14 protein-coding genes are annotated in these 17589 nt (G+C 41.0%); 1 reads left to right on the top strand and 13 read right to left on the bottom strand.

Annotation, left to right across the window (positions count from 1 at the left end):
* Positions 1-9: 9 nt before the first annotated feature.
* The 10 genes from A5889_RS11320 to A5889_RS11275 all read right to left on the bottom strand — a co-directional run bounded on the left by A5889_RS11320 (position 10) and on the right by A5889_RS11275 (position 11004).
* On the bottom strand, positions 10-828 hold the full coding sequence (locus A5889_RS11320; protein WP_087641994.1) for a purine-nucleoside phosphorylase: 819 nt from the start codon (positions 826-828) through the stop codon (positions 10-12).
* 10 nt (positions 829-838) lie between these two features.
* Positions 839-2005, bottom strand: coding sequence for a phosphopentomutase (gene deoB, locus A5889_RS11315; RefSeq protein WP_087641993.1), 1167 nt, complete (start codon positions 2003-2005; stop codon positions 839-841).
* Positions 2006-2138: 133 nt separating this feature from the next.
* On the bottom strand, positions 2139-3101 hold the full coding sequence (locus tag A5889_RS11310) for an ABC transporter permease (protein ID WP_087641992.1): 963 nt from the start codon (positions 3099-3101) through the stop codon (positions 2139-2141).
* The gene (locus A5889_RS11305; protein ID WP_176372891.1) at positions 3101-4234 is read right to left on the bottom strand and encodes an ABC transporter permease; all 1134 of its coding nucleotides are present in this window, start codon (positions 4232-4234) and stop codon (positions 3101-3103) included. The genes A5889_RS11310 and A5889_RS11305 overlap by 1 nt, the downstream gene beginning before the upstream one ends.
* On the bottom strand, positions 4227-5792 hold the full coding sequence (locus A5889_RS11300) for an ABC transporter ATP-binding protein (protein WP_087641990.1): 1566 nt from the start codon (positions 5790-5792) through the stop codon (positions 4227-4229). The genes A5889_RS11305 and A5889_RS11300 overlap by 8 nt, the downstream gene beginning before the upstream one ends.
* A 185-nt stretch (positions 5793-5977) precedes the next feature.
* Entirely contained in the window at positions 5978-7084 is a 1107-nt protein-coding gene (locus A5889_RS11295) for a BMP family lipoprotein (protein ID WP_087642076.1), read from the bottom strand.
* Between the two features lie 364 nt (positions 7085-7448).
* The gene (locus A5889_RS11290) at positions 7449-7844 is read right to left on the bottom strand and encodes a cytidine deaminase (RefSeq protein ID WP_087641989.1); all 396 of its coding nucleotides are present in this window, start codon (positions 7842-7844) and stop codon (positions 7449-7451) included.
* A 24-nt stretch (positions 7845-7868) separates the two neighbouring features.
* Entirely contained in the window at positions 7869-8531 is a 663-nt protein-coding gene (deoC, locus tag A5889_RS11285) for a deoxyribose-phosphate aldolase (protein WP_087641988.1), read from the bottom strand.
* A gap of 18 nt (positions 8532-8549) precedes the next feature.
* Positions 8550-9851 carry a pyrimidine-nucleoside phosphorylase gene (locus A5889_RS11280; RefSeq protein WP_087641987.1) on the bottom strand — a complete coding sequence of 434 codons (1302 nt, stop codon included), beginning with the start codon at positions 9849-9851 and terminating at the stop codon, positions 8550-8552.
* A 124-nt stretch (positions 9852-9975) separates the two neighbouring features.
* Complete coding sequence (locus A5889_RS11275; protein WP_087641986.1) at positions 9976-11004, bottom strand: LacI family DNA-binding transcriptional regulator; 1029 nt, start codon at positions 11002-11004, stop codon at positions 9976-9978.
* Positions 11005-11334: 330 nt separating this feature from the next.
* Here A5889_RS11275 and add point away from each other — a divergent pair, with 330 nt between their 5' ends.
* Positions 11335-12357 carry an adenosine deaminase gene (gene add / locus A5889_RS11270; protein ID WP_087641985.1) on the top strand — a complete coding sequence of 341 codons (1023 nt, stop codon included), beginning with the start codon at positions 11335-11337 and terminating at the stop codon, positions 12355-12357.
* A 44-nt stretch (positions 12358-12401) separates the two neighbouring features.
* On the opposite strand, the gene A5889_RS11265 is transcribed toward add, so the two are convergent.
* The 3 genes from A5889_RS11265 to A5889_RS11255 all read right to left on the bottom strand — a co-directional run bounded on the left by A5889_RS11265 (position 12402) and on the right by A5889_RS11255 (position 17574).
* The gene (locus tag A5889_RS11265; RefSeq protein ID WP_254909575.1) at positions 12402-15137 is read right to left on the bottom strand and encodes an endo-beta-N-acetylglucosaminidase; all 2736 of its coding nucleotides are present in this window, start codon (positions 15135-15137) and stop codon (positions 12402-12404) included.
* 320 nt (positions 15138-15457) lie between these two features.
* Positions 15458-16717, bottom strand: a complete 1260-nt coding sequence (locus A5889_RS11260) for a family 20 glycosylhydrolase (RefSeq protein ID WP_087641983.1) — start codon at positions 16715-16717, stop codon at positions 15458-15460.
* Between the two features lie 2 nt (positions 16718-16719).
* Positions 16720-17574 carry an ROK family protein gene (locus A5889_RS11255; RefSeq protein WP_087641982.1) on the bottom strand — a complete coding sequence of 285 codons (855 nt, stop codon included), beginning with the start codon at positions 17572-17574 and terminating at the stop codon, positions 16720-16722.
* Between the last annotated feature and the right edge of the window lie 15 nt (positions 17575-17589).

The following is a 17589-nucleotide window of genomic DNA, read 5'->3' as shown; positions in this document are numbered from 1 at the left end:
CTTATTTTTTTATAGAGCTGCTAAGCTCGCTTTGACCAACTCTTTGAACTGCCCTTTAACACGTTCTGTCGTCTCTACAACCTCTGCATGGTTCAATGTGCTTTGCATCCCAGCCGCTAAGTTTGTGATACAAGAAATTCCTAACACGTTCAATCCGCTATGAGCTGCTACGATAACCTCTGATACTGTAGACATCCCAACTGCGTCTGCTCCCATTGTACGAGCCATCCGAATTTCAGCAGGAGTTTCATAAGTTGGACCAGAAAAGCCCATATAAACACCTTCTTGCAGCGGAACATTTTGTTCTTTTGCTACTTTCCTTACTGTTTCAGCGTAGCTCGGCGTATAAGCATGACTCATGTCTGGGAAACGCGGTCCCATATCATCATCATTTTCACCGATCAATGGATTATCACCAGTAAAATTGATGTGGTCTGTGATCAACATCAAATTACCAGGTGTGAAGCTTTCATTTACACCGCCAGCAGCGTTTGTCACGATTATTGAATGCGCGCCGATTGCCGCCATCATTCTTACAGGATAAGTAACCGTCTGCATCGAATGTCCTTCATAATAATGAAAACGACCTTGTAATGCCAAAACCTTTTTACCAGAAAGAGTCCCATAAACTAGCTTCCCAGCATGTCCTACAACTGCAGATACAGCAAAGTGAGGAACTTCTGAAAATGGAATTGCAATTGCGTTTTCAATTTCATCTGCTAACTCACCTAATCCAGAACCAAGAATCAAGCCAAAGTCTACTTGGCCGATCCCTTTTTCTTTTAAAAAACCAGTTGTTTCTGTCAACATTTCACTTAGTTTCGTCATCGTCTCTCTCCTATACTAATTTATCTAAGAAGCTTGCGCCGTTTTCAGTTTTCGGAACACCAAAGTTTTCAGCGATCGTCGCTGAGATATCGGCATAATGTCCTTGCGTTAGACTGCCTTGACCGTTCATTTTTTTGCTGTAAACCAATAGCGGAACGTATTCTCTTGTATGATCGGTTCCTGGGAAAGTCGGATCATTGCCGTGGTCAGCGGTAATCATCAATAAGTCATCATCTGTCATTGCATCAATGATTTCAGGCAAACGTAAATCAAATGCTTCGATTGCATGAGCGTACCCTACAACATCACGACGATGACCATACAACGCATCAAAGTCAACTAAATTTGTAAAGCTCAGACCATCAAAATCTTTTTTCATTACATTCAATAATTGATCCACACCGTCCATATTGCTTTTCGTACGAACAGAATCAGTGATTCCTTGCCCATTGAAGATATCATTGATTTTTCCTACTGCAATCACATCTTTACCATTATCTTTCAATGAGTCTAACACTGTATGACCAAATGGATCTAAAGCATAATCATGACGATTACTTGTTCTTGTAAAGTTGCCAGGCTCGCCAATATATGGACGAGCGATGATCCGGCCGATCATATATGGTTCGTCCTTGGTGATTTCACGGACATATTCGCAAATACGATATAGTTCTTCCAACGTGATGATTTCTTCGTGCGCAGCAATTTGCAGCACTGGATCCGCTGAAGTGTAGACGATCAGATCACCGGTTTCCATTTGATGTTTACCATAATCATCGATAACAGCTGTACCACTATAAGGTTTGTTACAGACGATTTTGCGTCCTGAAAATTCTTCAATTTGTTTTAACAGTTCCTCTGGAAATCCGTCCGGGAAAACGCGGAAAGGCTTTTGAATGTTCAACCCCATGATTTCCCAATGTCCTGTCATTGTATCTTTACCGACAGAAACTTCTTCTAATTTTGTTGCGTATCCTTTATGATCAGCGACTGCTTCTACATTATGAAGAGGGGCAATCGTTCCTAACCCTAGATTTTCTAAATTAGGAATCGTCAAGCCTGCTTCTTTTGCAATATGCCCTAACGTATCACTGCCGACATCTCCAAATTTCTCAGCATCCGGCGCTTCTCCGATCCCTACTGAATCCATTACGATTAAATGTACACGTTTAAACATAACCATCCTTCTTTCTTTTATTTGGTTTGAAAACTTTACCTACTTATTTTGTAAAATGAGCATAATAATTATTTATAAAAAGGGCATGACTTAAGATAACTTCCCATAGCCCGCCCTTTTATACTTAATTTATCTATTTTGATTTGATGTAGTTTTTCCCAATTGCTTTTGGTCCAGATGCTTTTCCTAAGAAAACAACGAGTACGATGATCGTCAATACATACGGCGCAGCTTGTAAATAAACCGCCGGGATCGAAGAAATCACTGGTAAGTTTGAACCAGCAATACTGATGTTTTGCGCAAAACCGAAGAATAAGGCTGCACCCATCGCACCTAATGGATTCCATTTACCAAAAATCATCGCCGCCATTGAAATAAATCCTTGTCCAGCAATCGTTGTGACTGCAAAACGTCCAGCGATCGTTTGAGCAAAAACTGCTCCGCCGATACCACCTAAAAAACCAGAAATCAGTACACCTGAATAACGCATCATGTAAACATTGATCCCAAGTGTATCTGCTGCTTGAGGATTTTCACCTACTGCACGCAGACGCAACCCAAAACGCGTTTTGAACAGCACAAACCAAGATAAGATCGCCACTAAAATGGCCACAAATGCAGGCAACGTGGTTTGTTTAAAGAATAAATCACCTAAAATCGGAATATCTTTCAAAATCGGAAACGAAAAATAACCAAATGACTCTGTAATCGTATCTGTTTGACCTTTTCCGTAAATCACTTTGATCAAGAAAATACCTAAAGCAGGCGCCATTAAATTGACTACTGTTCCGCTGATGATATGATCTGCTCTTAAATTGATCGTCGCAACTGCATGAAGCAACGAGAACAACATCCCAACTACTCCACCGACTAAACAAGCTAGCCAAGGCGTTGCCGCACCAAAGGTTTCAGCGAACGTCAAGTTGAAGACGACTGAACTGAAGGCCCCCATGACCATGATCCCTTCAAGACCTACATTTACAATACCACTACGCTCAGAGAACGTTCCGCCCAAAGCCGTAAAGACCAGAGGAGTGGAATAAACCAACGTTTGTGTAATAATCGGCGCTAGTACAGCGATTAATGCAATATTCATTAGATTTTTCCTCCTTCTTGACTTGTTTGGTCTGATTTTCCGTCTAATTCTTCAACGATCGCTACTTCTTTTTTACTACCTGAAGCTTTCGCTAAGACAAAACGGATAAGGTAGCTGATTGCGACAAAGAAGATGATCGCAGCGATCACTACATCGACTAATTCGATCGGAACACCGGCACGTAACGGCATACCTTGACCGCCAAGCTTCAGTACACTGAAAAGGAGCGCGGACAGGAATATTCCGACTGAGCTGCCTGCTCCTAATAGAGAGATCGCCATTCCGTCAAATCCAATACTCAATGAAGACCCTTGAACAAAGAAGTTACCAAATGTTCCTAATCCAAGAACCACACCGCCAAGACCGGCTAATGTCCCTGAGATCACCATCGACATCACGATCGTTCGTTTGCTGCTCATCCCTGCATACTCTGAAGCAAAAGGATTCAACCCTACCGAACGGATCTCATACCCCAAAGTCGTCTTCTTCATTAAAAACCAAATCAAGACTAAGAAAATAAGTGCCATAAAAATCCCTATATTCAAACGTGAACCACTACTTATCTCTTTCAAAAACTCTGTACGTAAGCTTGCATTTTCTCCAATTACTTTCGTTACACCTTTGTTGCTCATGTAATCTTTTGACATCACGTTATTCACGATATGTGTACTTGTATAAAGGAAAACATAGTTTAACATGATCGTAACGATTACTTCACTTGTACCGAAGAAAGCTCGTAATAAGCCAGGAATCGCTGCTGCTAAAGCACCCGCTAAGGCACCTGCTAATACAGCAACAGGCAATACCATAAAACGTGGTGCATCCGGCATCGCCAACGCTACCCAGATACTTGTTACCCAGCCGCACAGCGCTTGCCCTGAAAGACCGATATTAAAGAAGCCAGCAGAATTCGCCACCGCGAATCCTAAAGCTGTAAAAATCAATGGTGCTGCTGTCACAAAAATTTCACCGATACTTTTCGGACTTTGGAAAGCAGTTTTAAGCATCGCTTGATATCCAGCAATTGGATCTTGACCAGAAATAAGCATAATAATTGCACCAAGTATAAAGCCCATCAGTACCGATAATATAGGCACTAAAATATTCCGTATTTTTTCTGATCGATTATTCAACTGCCTCACCTGCCTTTTGATTCAATTCGGCTCTAGCTTCTTCTAATGAATAACCTGCCATCAAGAGCCCTAATTCATTTTCACTTGTTTCTTTTGGATCGACGATCCCAACGATCTTCCCTGAATGAATAACAGCGATCCGATCAGAAACATTTAAAATTTCATCCAGCTCAAAACTCACAACTAATACTGCTTTATCTTTATCCCGTTGTTCGATCAAACGTTTATGGATGTATTCGATAGCGCCCACATCCAAACCACGAGTTGGCTGTGAAACAATCAGTAAATCTGGATCACGATCGATCTCACGAGCAATGATCGCTTTTTGCTGATTCCCACCTGATAATGCTTTAGCCGGTACCAATTCATTTACAGTCCGTACATCATATTCTTCTATCAGGCGACGTGCATAGGAATTGATTTGATTATAATTCAAAACACCATTGTTGCTTAATGGTTTTTTATAGTAGGTTTGCAATGCGATATTTTCAGCCAGTGTCATATCTAAAATCAAGCCATATTTATGGCGATCTTCCGGCACATGGCCCACTCCTGCTTCGGTGATTGTACGAGGATTTTTATTCGTGATCGTTTCACCTTTAAGTTCGACTGAACCACTTTCTGCCTTGCGTAAGCCAGTCAGCGCTTGGATCAATTCCGTTTGACCATTACCATCGATTCCCGCAATCCCAACGACTTCGCCAGCACGTACATCTAAGCTAAGACCTTTAACAGCATCCAATCCGCGACTTTCTTTTACTACCAAATCTTTGATCGAAAGAACGACTTCTTTTGGTTCTGCCGGTTTCTTTTCTGTTTTAAACGAAACAGAACGTCCCACCATCATATCTGCCAGCTGTTGGGAAGAAACATCCTTCACATTGACTGTATCGATACTTTGTCCACGGCGAATAACCGTACAACGATCTGCTACTTTTTTGATTTCATCTAACTTATGCGTGATCAAGATAATTGATTTACCTTCTTGAACTAATCCCTGCATGATCTCGATCAGTTCGTCGATTTCTTGAGGCGTCAAAACAGCGGTCGGTTCATCAAAAATCAATACATCTGCTCCACGATACAACGTTTTCAAAATTTCTACACGCTGCTGCGCACCAACAGAGATGTCTCGAATATATGCTCCTGGATCTACGGACAAACCATACTGTTCAGAAACACGTTTGATTTCTGCTGTTGCTTTTTTACGGTCTAATATCCCCGCATTTGTCGGCTCACTTCCGAGCACAATATTTTCAGTTACTGTAAAAGCATCTACCAACATAAAGTGTTGATGAACCATTCCGATTCCCAAGCGATTTGCTGCCGTCGGTCCATTGATCGTTACTTTTGAACCATTCATAAATATTTCACCTGAGGTTGGTTCTAACAAACCTGATAAAATATTCATCAAGGTCGATTTGCCTGCACCATTTTCTCCAAGCAATGCGTGAATTTCTCCTGGCCGAACAGTTAAGTTGATATTATCATTGGCCTTAAACGTTCCGAATTGCTTAGTGATATTGCGCATCTCAATTACATAGTTTTCCTGAGCCACATTTTTCACTTCCTAACGATTTAATCACTTACACTTACATCATCTATTGATACGGTACTTCCAAAATTAAAGTAGCTTTTAGGCTCTTAAAGAAAGAAAATGAGTTGTCTGATCATTCGTTTTCTTTCTTTAAAGGCTTAATAAAACCTTAGCGCTGCTACGAACGCAGCGCTAAGCAAAAAATTCTATTCTTTTACATCTTTTGGTACTTCTGGAACAGTGATTTTTTCATCGATGATTTCTTCTTTTGCTTTATCGACCGCTTTTTGTGCTTCATCTGATAAGTAACCTTTTGTCAAATCAACACCGCCGTCTTTCAAACCGTAAACTAAGTGTTCGCCACCAGGGAATTTATCTTCTAACGCACGGTTAGAAATATCTTGAACTGCAGCACCTACACCTTTAAGTGTTGATGTCAAAGTGAAGTTATCTTCTTTACCGTCTTTTGTTTTGTATTTACCTTCTTTGTCTTGGTCACTATCTACACCGATAACCCAAACTTTATCTTTTGAACCAGTTTCATTTAAATCTTTTGCTTCTTGGAAGACACCTTGGCCTGTACCGCCTGAAGCATGGAAGATGATGTCAGCGCCTTTTTGGTACATAGAAGCTGCTAATGCTTTTCCTTTAGCAGGATCACCAAATGAAGCAGCATATTCGATCTCAACCTTGATATCTTTGTTTAATTCTTTCGCTGTATCGATAACACCTTGATGGAAACCAGCTTCAAAACGGTCGATAACCGCGCCTTCTTCACCACCGATGAAACCTACAGTGTTTGTTTTGGTTGTATGAGCAGCTGCTACACCAGCTAAATAAGAAGCCTCTTGGTCTTTAAATGTTGCAGAAACGACATTGTCTTTGCCTTCAATGACACTATCAATGATACCGAATTGTGTATCTGGGTTTGCATCTGCTGCTGTACTGATAGAATCAGCTAATAAGTAACCGATCCCAAAGACTGTTTTAAATCCATTAGAAACAGCTGTATCGATATTTGTTACGTATTCAGAAGCGTCGTTTGACTGGATGTAATCAAAACCGTCTGCTCCTTTTTTAAGGTCATGTTCTTTCCCCCAAGCTTGTAATCCTTCCCAAGCTGATTGGTTGAATGAACGGTCATCTACACCACCGATATCTGTTACGATCACTACGCTGTGATCTGCGTCGCCGCCTGCAGAATTTCCGCCTGTTGAATCTGTTCCATCTTTTTTACCGCCGCCACAAGCTGCTAATGCCACTGTTAATGCTAGTGCAGTCAAGCCAAAACCAAATAATTTCGCTTTTTTCATTTCTGTAAAGCCCCCTAATAATAGTTTTATATTTTCAACAGCCGAATGACTGAATGAAACAAGATAATAATGTAACAACTCTCTCTTTGTTCGTCTTGTACTTTTCAACTTCAAATCACTACGTTCTTTGTGTTGCATGATCCGCTTAGACCTCAAACAAATTAGGAAAATGTTAGAAAGATATTTTTTATCTTGCTAGCATTTTGTCTATTTGTTGAGAGGTTTGGTTCATGTAGCTAGATCTCACGAAAAGCGAAATGATCCGCTTAGACCTCGAACAAATTAGGAAAATGATAGAAAGATGTTTTTTATCTTGCTAGCATTTTATCTATTTGTTGAGAGGTTTGGTTCATGTAGCTAGATCTTATAGATCTTTTTCAGTAAATGCATAAGGCAACAGCTCAGAAACTGTTGTTTCTTTTGTTACCCCGTGTTCACCAACTAGCGTCACTGGCATATCAGGCGCACAAAATTCAGCCATGACTTGACGACACGCTCCGCATGGAGAAATTGGTTCCGGAGTATTTCCAGCAATCACTAAATGTTGGAAATCACGCTCGCCTTCTGAAACGGCTTTAAAGATTGCTGTTCGTTCTGCACAGTTAGTCAAGCCATACGACGCATTTTCGATATTAACGCCTTGATAGGTTTGACCTGCTTCAGTTACTAAGCACGCACCTACCGGAAAGTGTGAATAGGGTACATATGCTTTTGTCAGCGCCTCATCAGCGATCGCCAACCACTCTTTTTTTGCTGTCATTTGTCCGCCACTTTCTTCTTTAGATTAATAGCCTGCTCCAGTTGCACCTTCCATGATCGCTACACCGGCACTTGTCCCAATGCGTGTTGCACCAGCTTCGATCATTGCAGTAGCTTCTGCTTCATTATGGATACCGCCGGAAGCTTTGACCCCCATGTCTGGTCCAACTGTTTCACGCATCAATTTAACATCCGCTACAGTCGCTCCACCTGTTGAAAAGCCTGTCGATGTTTTAACGAAATCAGCGCCCGCTTCTTTTGCTAATTCACATGCTTTGACTTTTTCTTCATCTGTTAGTAATGCTGTCTCGATGATCACTTTCACTAAAGCCTTATCTTTGGCTGCATCTACGACTGCTTGGATATCTTTCAATACTTTTTTGTATTGTTTTGATTTCAAGGCACCGATATTGATCACCATGTCGACTTCTGTTGCGCCGTTATTGATGGCATCTGCCGCTTCATACGCTTTTACTTCTGAAGTGTTCGCTCCTAAAGGAAAGCCGATCACTGTACAAACATCTACAGAGGTTCCAGCTAAACGTTCCTTAGCAAAAGCGACCCAGCTTGGGTTGATACATACAGAGAAAAATTCATACTTTTTCGCTTCTTCAATGATTTGCAGAACTGCCTCCTCTGTCGCATCTGCTTTTAAAATAGTGTGGTCAATCATTTGATTTAATTCCATTATTTTTATACACATCCTTTATGCTGTTATTATATCATGGATCAGCTCAGGTTCAGTACCAGAACTGCCAATTTCGATATTTTTATATAAAAGTTCTTTCACATGATCGATCGATTCAGTATTGGCGTAAATCGTAAGCAGCGCTTCGCCTTCTGTAACAGGCATCCCAACTTTTTTATGGAGTTTGATCCCTACTGCATGATCGATCGAATCTTCTTTTGTTGCCCGACCTGCACCTAAGAGCATTGCAGCAATTCCAATTTCATTAGCTACGATTTTTTGAACTGTTCCGCTTGCTTTTGCCGGCAGTTCGATTTCATACTGAGCAGTCAACAGACTTTCAGGATGATCGATCACACTAGCGTCGCCGCCTTGATTTTTGATCATTTCACAGAATTTAGCCAGTGCCTTTCCTGATTCCAATGCTTCTTTCAGCATTGCGCGCGCTTCGTCCAAAGTCTCTGCTTTTTTCGCCAGCACAACCATTTGACTTCCTAAGATGTAGCACATTTCCAGCAAGTCTTCCGGGCCATTTCCTTGCAATGTTTCGATTGCTTCGACTACTTCAAGGCTATTGCCGATGGCTTCACCTAAAGGCTGAGACATATCTGAGATGACCGCCATCGTTTGACGATTCGCAAGATGACCGATACGTACCATTGTTTTCGCTAAACGGCGGGCTTGATCGATATTTTTCATGAAGGCACCTTCACCAGTTGTTACATCTAAAACAATCGCATCTGCTCCCGCTGCGATTTTCTTACTCATGATCGAGCTCGCGATCAATGGGATCGAATCAACAGTCGCTGTCACATCACGCAACGCATATAATTTTTTATCTGCGGGTGCCAGATCTCCTGATTGTCCTATGACTGCTACATGGCTTTCATTGACTAAGCGAATAAAATCTTCATCTGGTAACTCCACATGAAAACCTGGAATTGCTTCTAATTTATCGATCGTTCCTCCAGTATAACCAAGTCCTCGTCCAGACATTTTTGCTACACTGACACCTACACTTGCTACCAAAGGTGCTAAGATCAACGTTGTCGTATCGCCTACGCCGCCAGTAGAGTGCTTGTCCACTTTGATTCCTTGGATAGATGATAAATCGATCATTTCACCTGAATTTGCCATCGCAAGTGTCAAAGTCGTGATCTCTTCATCCGTCATATCTTTGTAAAAAATAGCCATCAAAAGTGCACTCATTTGATAATCCGGAATATCACCACTTGTATATCCAGAAACAATAAATTGGATTTCTTCTTCTGTCAGTACGTGTCCATCACGTTTTTTTTCGATCAAATCGACCATTCTCATGATTTTTTTCCTCCGAACTAATCCCCAAGGATGTATTATACACTAAATTTATTCAGGTTAAAACCTTTTAGTAAAACAGTTTACTAACGCTTCCATTCTTTTGAAAACGCTTATAACACGAACATTAAATCAAATCAACCGACTTGTCAATCGATTTCGTACTATTTCTTAAAATAAATGTTGTTTCAAAAGTTTTGTTCGGAATTTTTTTCTCGGGATGGTCGATCGACTCCACCAAAAACTGAGCGGCATAAAAACCAATATCAAAGCTTGGTTGATAAACCGTCGTCAATCCAGGAACTAAATATTCAGAAATTTCCAAGCCATCAAAACCAATTACTGAGATATCTTCCGGGATTTTTTTTCCGCATTCTTCAATCGCTTGATATGCGCCCATCGCCATCTCGTCATTCCCGCAAAAAATCGCTGTGATTTTTTCATTTTTCAACACTTTTTTCGCCGCTTCATAACCTCCACCTAAATTCAGGTCTCCATTCGCCATGTATTCATCTCTCAGCGGAATTCCATGGTCTTTTAGTGCATGCTGATACGCCGTGATCCTCTCTGTCAACTGATAATACCCGTCATTTTCCTTCAACATCCCGATATGTCTATGACCTTGTTTGATCAAAGAAGAAACCGCTTGGTAAGCGCCCTCATATTCTTTCACGATCAAACGTCCGCTTTCTCTAGGATTGATTCCACGGTCGACTAATATTACGGGAACCTTGCGTTTGCTTTTGTTTCGTAAAATATGGTTTGCCGGCAATAAATTAGGTGTTGCAAAAATGATGCCATCAACAGAACGATGGACAAGTTCTGTCACATATTGCGTTGCCTTATCTTCATCATGTTTGGAATTGCATAATAAAATCATGTATCCCAGAGAATTAAGATAGGTCTCCACACCTTCGATCACTTTTGCAAAGAAAAAATCAGTGACATCCGGCACTACCATACCGATCGTCTTTGAGTGGCGAGTAATGATATTCGAAGCAAAATAATCCGGCTTATAATCATACTCTTCCACAACTTCTAATACTTTCTTTCTCGTTTGTTCACTGAATCGGCTACCTTTATTATTGATGATCTGAGAAACAGTGGTCACTGAAACGCCTGCCATATCCGCAATTTCCTTAATGGTCAACTTCATTATTCATTCTCCCTTTAGTCACATGCCTACCAACCATGTCAACGTTCTCAAAAAAACTTACTGAATGAGTTCAGTGTATCAGAAATTTCAGCAATAGAATAGTTCAAACAATAAAATTAACTCTTGAGCTCATCGCTCCTCTTCTTTTCTTTTATTCAAATCATGGTATTTCAAATGGCTGTATGTGCGGATTTCTTTTATTTTCTCTTAGATATAAGTTCTCTTTTATTTCTTAGTAAAAATCTTTTTTTCTTATCTTGACATAGCTCATTGAGCATGTTAAAGTCTTCAAAATACTTATTGGAGCAATAGTTATGAAAGGATGATCATGTGAAGCGCGCACTTGTCAAAAATTTACCTAAAATAGAATTGCATTGCCATTTAGACGGTTCGATCAGACCAGCTACCTTACAAAAAATCGCAGCACAGCAAGGAATTTCACTACCAGCATCTGAAAACGAGCTCAAAGAACTTCTAGTTGCACCAGAAGATTGCCAGGATTTAAATGAGTACTTGCAGCGCTTTGACCTTGTATTAAGTTGTCTTCAGACAGAAAATGCCTTACAGCAAGCAGCTTTTGATTTAATCAACCAAGCGTCTGAGGAGAATATTCAGTATATCGAAGTGCGTTTCGCCCCCTCTTTGCATACAGAAAAAGGCCTTTCTTTAGCCCAAATCGTAACCGCTGTGTTAGCAGGTTTGAATCAAGGACAAGAACAATTCGGCGTGAAAAGCAATGCGTTGTTGTGCGGCATGCGGCATGAAGAGCTGGATGAAATCGAACAGATCGTTCTTTTAGCAGAAGAGTATAAACGTTCTGGTGTTGCAGGTTTCGACCTTGCCGGCAATGAAATCGATTTTCCACCCTATGTTTTTGAAGAAACGCTAAGACTTGTTGAACGATCAAACATCCCTCTGACTCTCCACGCAGGTGAATGCGGCTGCGGAAAAAATGTAGCAGATGCTGTCTATCTGGGTGCCAAACGAATTGGTCATGGCATCGCAGTAAAAGATACACCCGAATACTTTGCACTGCTTCAAGAACAAGGAACATTGATCGAAATGTGCCCAACGAGTAATTTTCAAACGAAAACAGTGACTTCTTTAGACGATTATCCATTTCAGCAGTTTTTAGATGCTGGTATCAATGTTTGCATCAATACCGATAATCGCACCGTTTCTGCCACCACATTAACTGACGAATTTATGAAACTGCATGAATGGTATGGCATTACTTACAATGATATGGAACAGCTGAACCATAACGCTGTCACTGGTGCTTTTCTTCCAGAAGCAGAAAAACAACTGCTTCATGAGCGATTATCAACTGACTACTTTGAACTGATCAACTGAAAAACACGGTGGAGTCAAGGATTCCGCCGTGTTTTTTAGTTGATTTAATTCGTTTGTACGATCCCTGTTTGGTTCACTCCGATGATTTGCCAATCATAGATTCTGGCAGTTTTACCATTTTGTTCAGCTTTTTCAAGACTCAGTTTGACATAGCGGGCCTCGACTAGACGAATCGCATCTTTACTTACGTCAGCTCGGTTTCCACGCATTTGAACAACTGATGTCCATGTTTGTTTATCATTACTGATCAGGATATCATAGTCTTTTGTATTCCATTCCGAACTTTCTCCACCAGCTCCCGCATGAGACAACTCAAATCCGGCAATTGTTTTGACTGCGCCTAAATCAGCGATCATCCATGGTTCGTCACTGCTATTATCACACCATTTCGTGCTTAGGTCGCCATCTAAAGCATAGCGGTAACTTTCACGTTCATTGGTGTAACCAGATCCTTCTGTTGCACTTGTCGTTGGTAAGATCGAAAGATTTTCACTTGTGATGCCGCTTCCTTTGTCATAAACATAAATATAATCTTCAATAACGACTTCCGTCTCACCTGCTGAATTGAATGCTGTCGCTTTGACTGTATAGCTTCCTGCTTTCGCAAATGCTACCGTCGCTTCTTGCCCAGAGATCATCTCAAGATCACTGCCAGATATTTCCCAATTTACTGTTTCTGTCGATTTAGAGACTGCAGCTGATAATGTTACTGGTTCACCGACAGCAACTAACGTTTTACTTGCGTTGATCGCGATTTCAGGTTTTTTCAGTGCTTCAAATGTGTAGACCGCTGAAGCTGATCTCTTACGGTCTTCCCGACCATAAAAATCAACTGGAACGACCTGATAAACAGATATTTCTGATATACGTTCCTGATTTAACAGCGTATAAGACGTATTCGCTGTCTCTCCTTCAAATTGTAGCTGGCCTTCAACTTCACGATATATTCGATAGGACGCAGTATTCTTTCCTTTCGTTTGCCAGCTGATATTGACGTTTTCAGTTAGGTCATCAACGATACTTTTTCCTGGAAAAACTACCTTCTCTATTTTGCTGACAGGTGTTGTTTTTTCTTTTCCTAATCTGAGTTGACCTAAATAAATTTCTGCTGATGCCGTATTGGTATTTTTCAAGTCCAAGCCGATCGATGTGATCGTCTTACCTGCAACTGATTTTAGTGAATATGTCGTTTGAAGCCAGCCGTTTTCTAGATTTTTCTGCTCACCATTCAGTACAGTTGGGGTTTCTTTTCCTTTTATTTCCAATACGAGTCCTGTTTCGTCTGCACCTTTCGTCACAACACTCACCGTATCAGAAGCTGAAGGTTTGACTTGTGCTGCGTATAAATTGATACGAGTTGCTTGATTCTCAGTCATTTGACCGGATAATTTGATCGAAGAACCGCCATTATAGGCATCTTCATAACTAATATCCGCACTCAAGTGATTACCTGCTTCATTATCGATGACCCAGCGGTAGGTCGGCATGACATCTTGAATACTGCGGTTATTAAAGGTTCCTTCTTTGACCTTTGTACCGTTTAAATAAAATGCATCCCCATTTCCTACATTAAAATTCGTCAAGAATGGAAATTGTGTAACTGGCGATTTCTCGACATAATACCGAGAAACTCCTTGCCATTCATTTTTACCACTAGTAACGGCTCTGGGATCACCTTGGGGATTGATCCAAAGCAGCTGTTCGTTTTTCCAGTAGCGTTCGATATCGTATTGTCCACCATCTCTCAGTGTCCAGTCAGGACAGTAAAGGCCTAAAGAAACAATTGGTTTTCCATCGGTATCTAAAATACTGCTTGGTTTTCTGCCTGTGTTTACGCCATTTGCCTGCACATCGATTCCAGCAAACAAATCGTAGGGATCACGTTTCAGCTGAAGTGCTTTTTCCTTAGAAGAAGCTAGTTCACGCCAGCGAAAATCAATAAACATATTATCAGAAACACGTTTTTTCCCTTCTTGGAAATAGCCTTGATTCGTTTCATTCAACGCGCCTTGCCACACGACATTGCCGCTTGGAATCATCGAATCGTACCAAATAACCTGTTGATTTTTAGGTTTTTTAGCCTGTAAATAGCTTAAACATTCTTTCATCTGACTAGCCGTTTGTGCATCGACATTTGTTTCCTGATTGATAAACCAACCATCAAAGCCGTACGCTGCTGACATTTCTAACAGCTTATCTGCCATTGGAAAGCGGCCTTTAGAATCTTTTTGCACGAATTGCTCTACCCATTCACTTTTTCCACCGTAAGCTTCCGGCGGGAAAAAGACTGTCCCGATCACCGGCACGCCATTTCGATGAGCTGAATCTGTCACATCACCACTTGGCGGTACAATGATCCCTTCACCAGAAGAACCAGCCCAAGCAACCAAAGTATCTACATATTGCCAGTTCGTAAAGTTATAAACAGCTTTATCCGCATCCCCTTGCGCCGGCGTTCCCTTTGTGTGTCGATTGACGATCGCAATCGATAAAACTTTCGCGTCTGTACTTTGATCCTCATTCATTTTCTTTCCTTTTACGCGGGATGCTAAAGGAACTTTCGATACATTGAAAGGCGCATCGGGGTCTGTTTTAGCGCTCCACTTTAGTAATGTTTCCGGAAATAAGGCTGTTGCTTGGGGAGAATGCTCGTTGATTGGTATCCCACTATTTCCAACTGACTCTGCATGAGCCGGCAAGTTGAATCCGATAGATCCGACTGCTGCCCCCAATGTAAGTATCGAGCAATAAAACAACTGTTTCCATTTTTTTCTTTTCACTGAATGAACCTCCTTCATTATTCGCCTAAATGCAGCACCATTCATTCTTCTACAAAATGTTAGCGCTTTCTATTTGATTTATAAATAGAAAAATTATAGGTTTTCGTTTAAAAACTATAGGTCATACTTTTGCTAATGAGCATTCTGTATAACAACAATAAAGAGAGGTTACTTTCTTTTCCAACGCTTATTTATCCTTAAAGGAGGCCGAAACAATAGTATTCTGATCCAAGATCTGCTTTCCTCTCGTCGTTTATTCTCGTTTAAAGAGCGGAACAAAACTGGTTTTAGTTTTGTCCCGCTCTCCTTTCATATTCCCCTTATTGATAAAAATGTTCTGAAAAGGCAGCCATCAATTGGACTACCTCTAAAAAAATCGTTTCTTCCTCTTTCGCTTCCGGCTTATCACACCAGATCGCTAATGCAGCTCCTTTGATCTGTTCTTGATGTTCCGTCTTGACTTTTTGTTCAGATGCAAATAGATCAGGCTGCCATTCCTCCTTGATTTTTTGTGCTGTTGGATAAGAATAACCAGCATTTTCTCCTAGCACATAATAGAGATAATTGTCATTAAAGTTGATGACGGAGTAGCCTTCATCTAGAAACGTCTGAACGGGTGCCATTTCCTTTTGCCATCTTGTCCAATACGTAATTTCCAGCTCTTTGCTTAATGTACTTGTCCTATTTTTTCTAAAGAAAGCATCATTCCAAACTCTCGGAATAAAACCGGCTTGTCTGACAAGCGCTGCAACCGAATTGACATACCCTTCGAATTCCTCTTGTCCCCGATCAGCCAAAGCTGGATAACATTCGAAATGATCAAAATCAGCAAATTCATCTGCCCCAATATGAAAGTAGCGACAGCCAGTAAAAAGCGCTATATATTCCTGATAAAGCGAAAAGGTAAAAGCTATGGCTGCCTCATTCGTCACATCCATCACTGACGAAACAGAAGATATCCCCTGTGACGTCAGCTCTTTTAATTGCCATCCTGGATGCTCCTTGAGTATATGTGTCATATGTCCCGGTGTATCTAAGTCTGGAATAATTTCGATCGATAATTCAGCGGCATCCTCTATCAACTTGCGCACTTCTTTTTGCGACAAAGTCTTTTTTGAATTGAGTTCAGGATATTTTTTTGATTCGATCCCCAAACCTGTATCCTCAGAAAAATGCAGCTGCAGATAATTAAAGCCAAACAATGCCATTTCTTCCAACAGCCGCCTTAAAAAGTTCGGGGTAAAATACTTCCTGCCGATATCCAGCATAATGATGCGCTCGGATATCTTTGGTATTTTTGACCCGCATTCACATTCTTTTCCCAATCTAAGCGATCTTGCTACGTACATCAGACCTTGAAATGCTCCGTTCTCATTATCAGCACTAAGCAATAGTGGTGCAACAGACTCAATTGAAAACAACGCTGATGATCCAGAAGAACGTTTCATTACAACCTTAGCCTCTTCGCTATCAGAAACAAACCGAACCTTTTTCCCCAACAATCGCTCATACAGCTCACTTATTTGTTTTCTCGATAGACAAAATGCTGCATCCAGAAAAATAGACAACTCTAAGTCCATCTTTACGCACCCTCTTTAGCTAAAAGCAGACAACCGATCGTTCCGCTATTATCTCCTAATCCACAGCCGACAATATAATCATCGGGCAATGAGACATAATCACCTAGCTGCTCTTCCAATGATTGGCGGATTTTCTCTAAAAGATGTGTTTGCTTCATGACCCCACCACCTAAAATAATTTTTTCTGGCGATAAGATCAATGTATAGTTCATCAATGCTTGGGCAAGATAAAAAGCTTCAAGTTCCCAAACCGCATGATCCGCTGCTACTAACTGGCCTTTGACTCCTGTTCTTTTTTCGACTGCTGGACCTGCTGCCAAGCCTTCAAGGCAATGGTCATGATAAGGACAAGTACTTTCAAAAGAATCCTCTGGATGCCTTGTTACTGAGATATGTCCCATCTCAGGATGACTGAACCCATGTAAAATAGATCCTTGAACTACAGCACCGCCGCCAACACCGGTTCCCACAGTCAAATAAAGACAGTTTTGAGTATTTCGCCCAGCCCCTAAATGCATCTCCCCATAAGCCGCGGCATTGACATCTGTCGTCCAAGCAATCGGCAGAGCATATCGCGCCTTCAATAAACCTAAAAGATCGATGTTTCTCCAGCCATTTTTAGGCGTTGACGTGATATACCCATAGGTTTCAGATTGTTCATTGACATCGATCGGACCGAATGAGCCAACACCTAATCCCTTAAGTTCATATCGATCAAAAAAATCAAAGACTTGAGCCAACGTTTCTTCCGGTAACGTTGTTGGTATACTGATCCGTTCAATAATCAATAACTCCTCATCCGCTACAGCGCAAACAAATTTTGTTCCACCTGCTTCGATCGATCCATAATAGCTCATGTTTTCCTCTCCTTT

The sequence above is a fragment of the Enterococcus sp. 9D6_DIV0238 genome, assembly GCF_002174455.2.
GTDB lineage: Bacteria > Bacillota > Bacilli > Lactobacillales > Enterococcaceae > Enterococcus_L > Enterococcus_L dunnyi.
The sequence above is the reverse complement of the archived record's forward strand: the minus strand, read 5'-3'. Positions and strand labels throughout refer to the sequence as shown.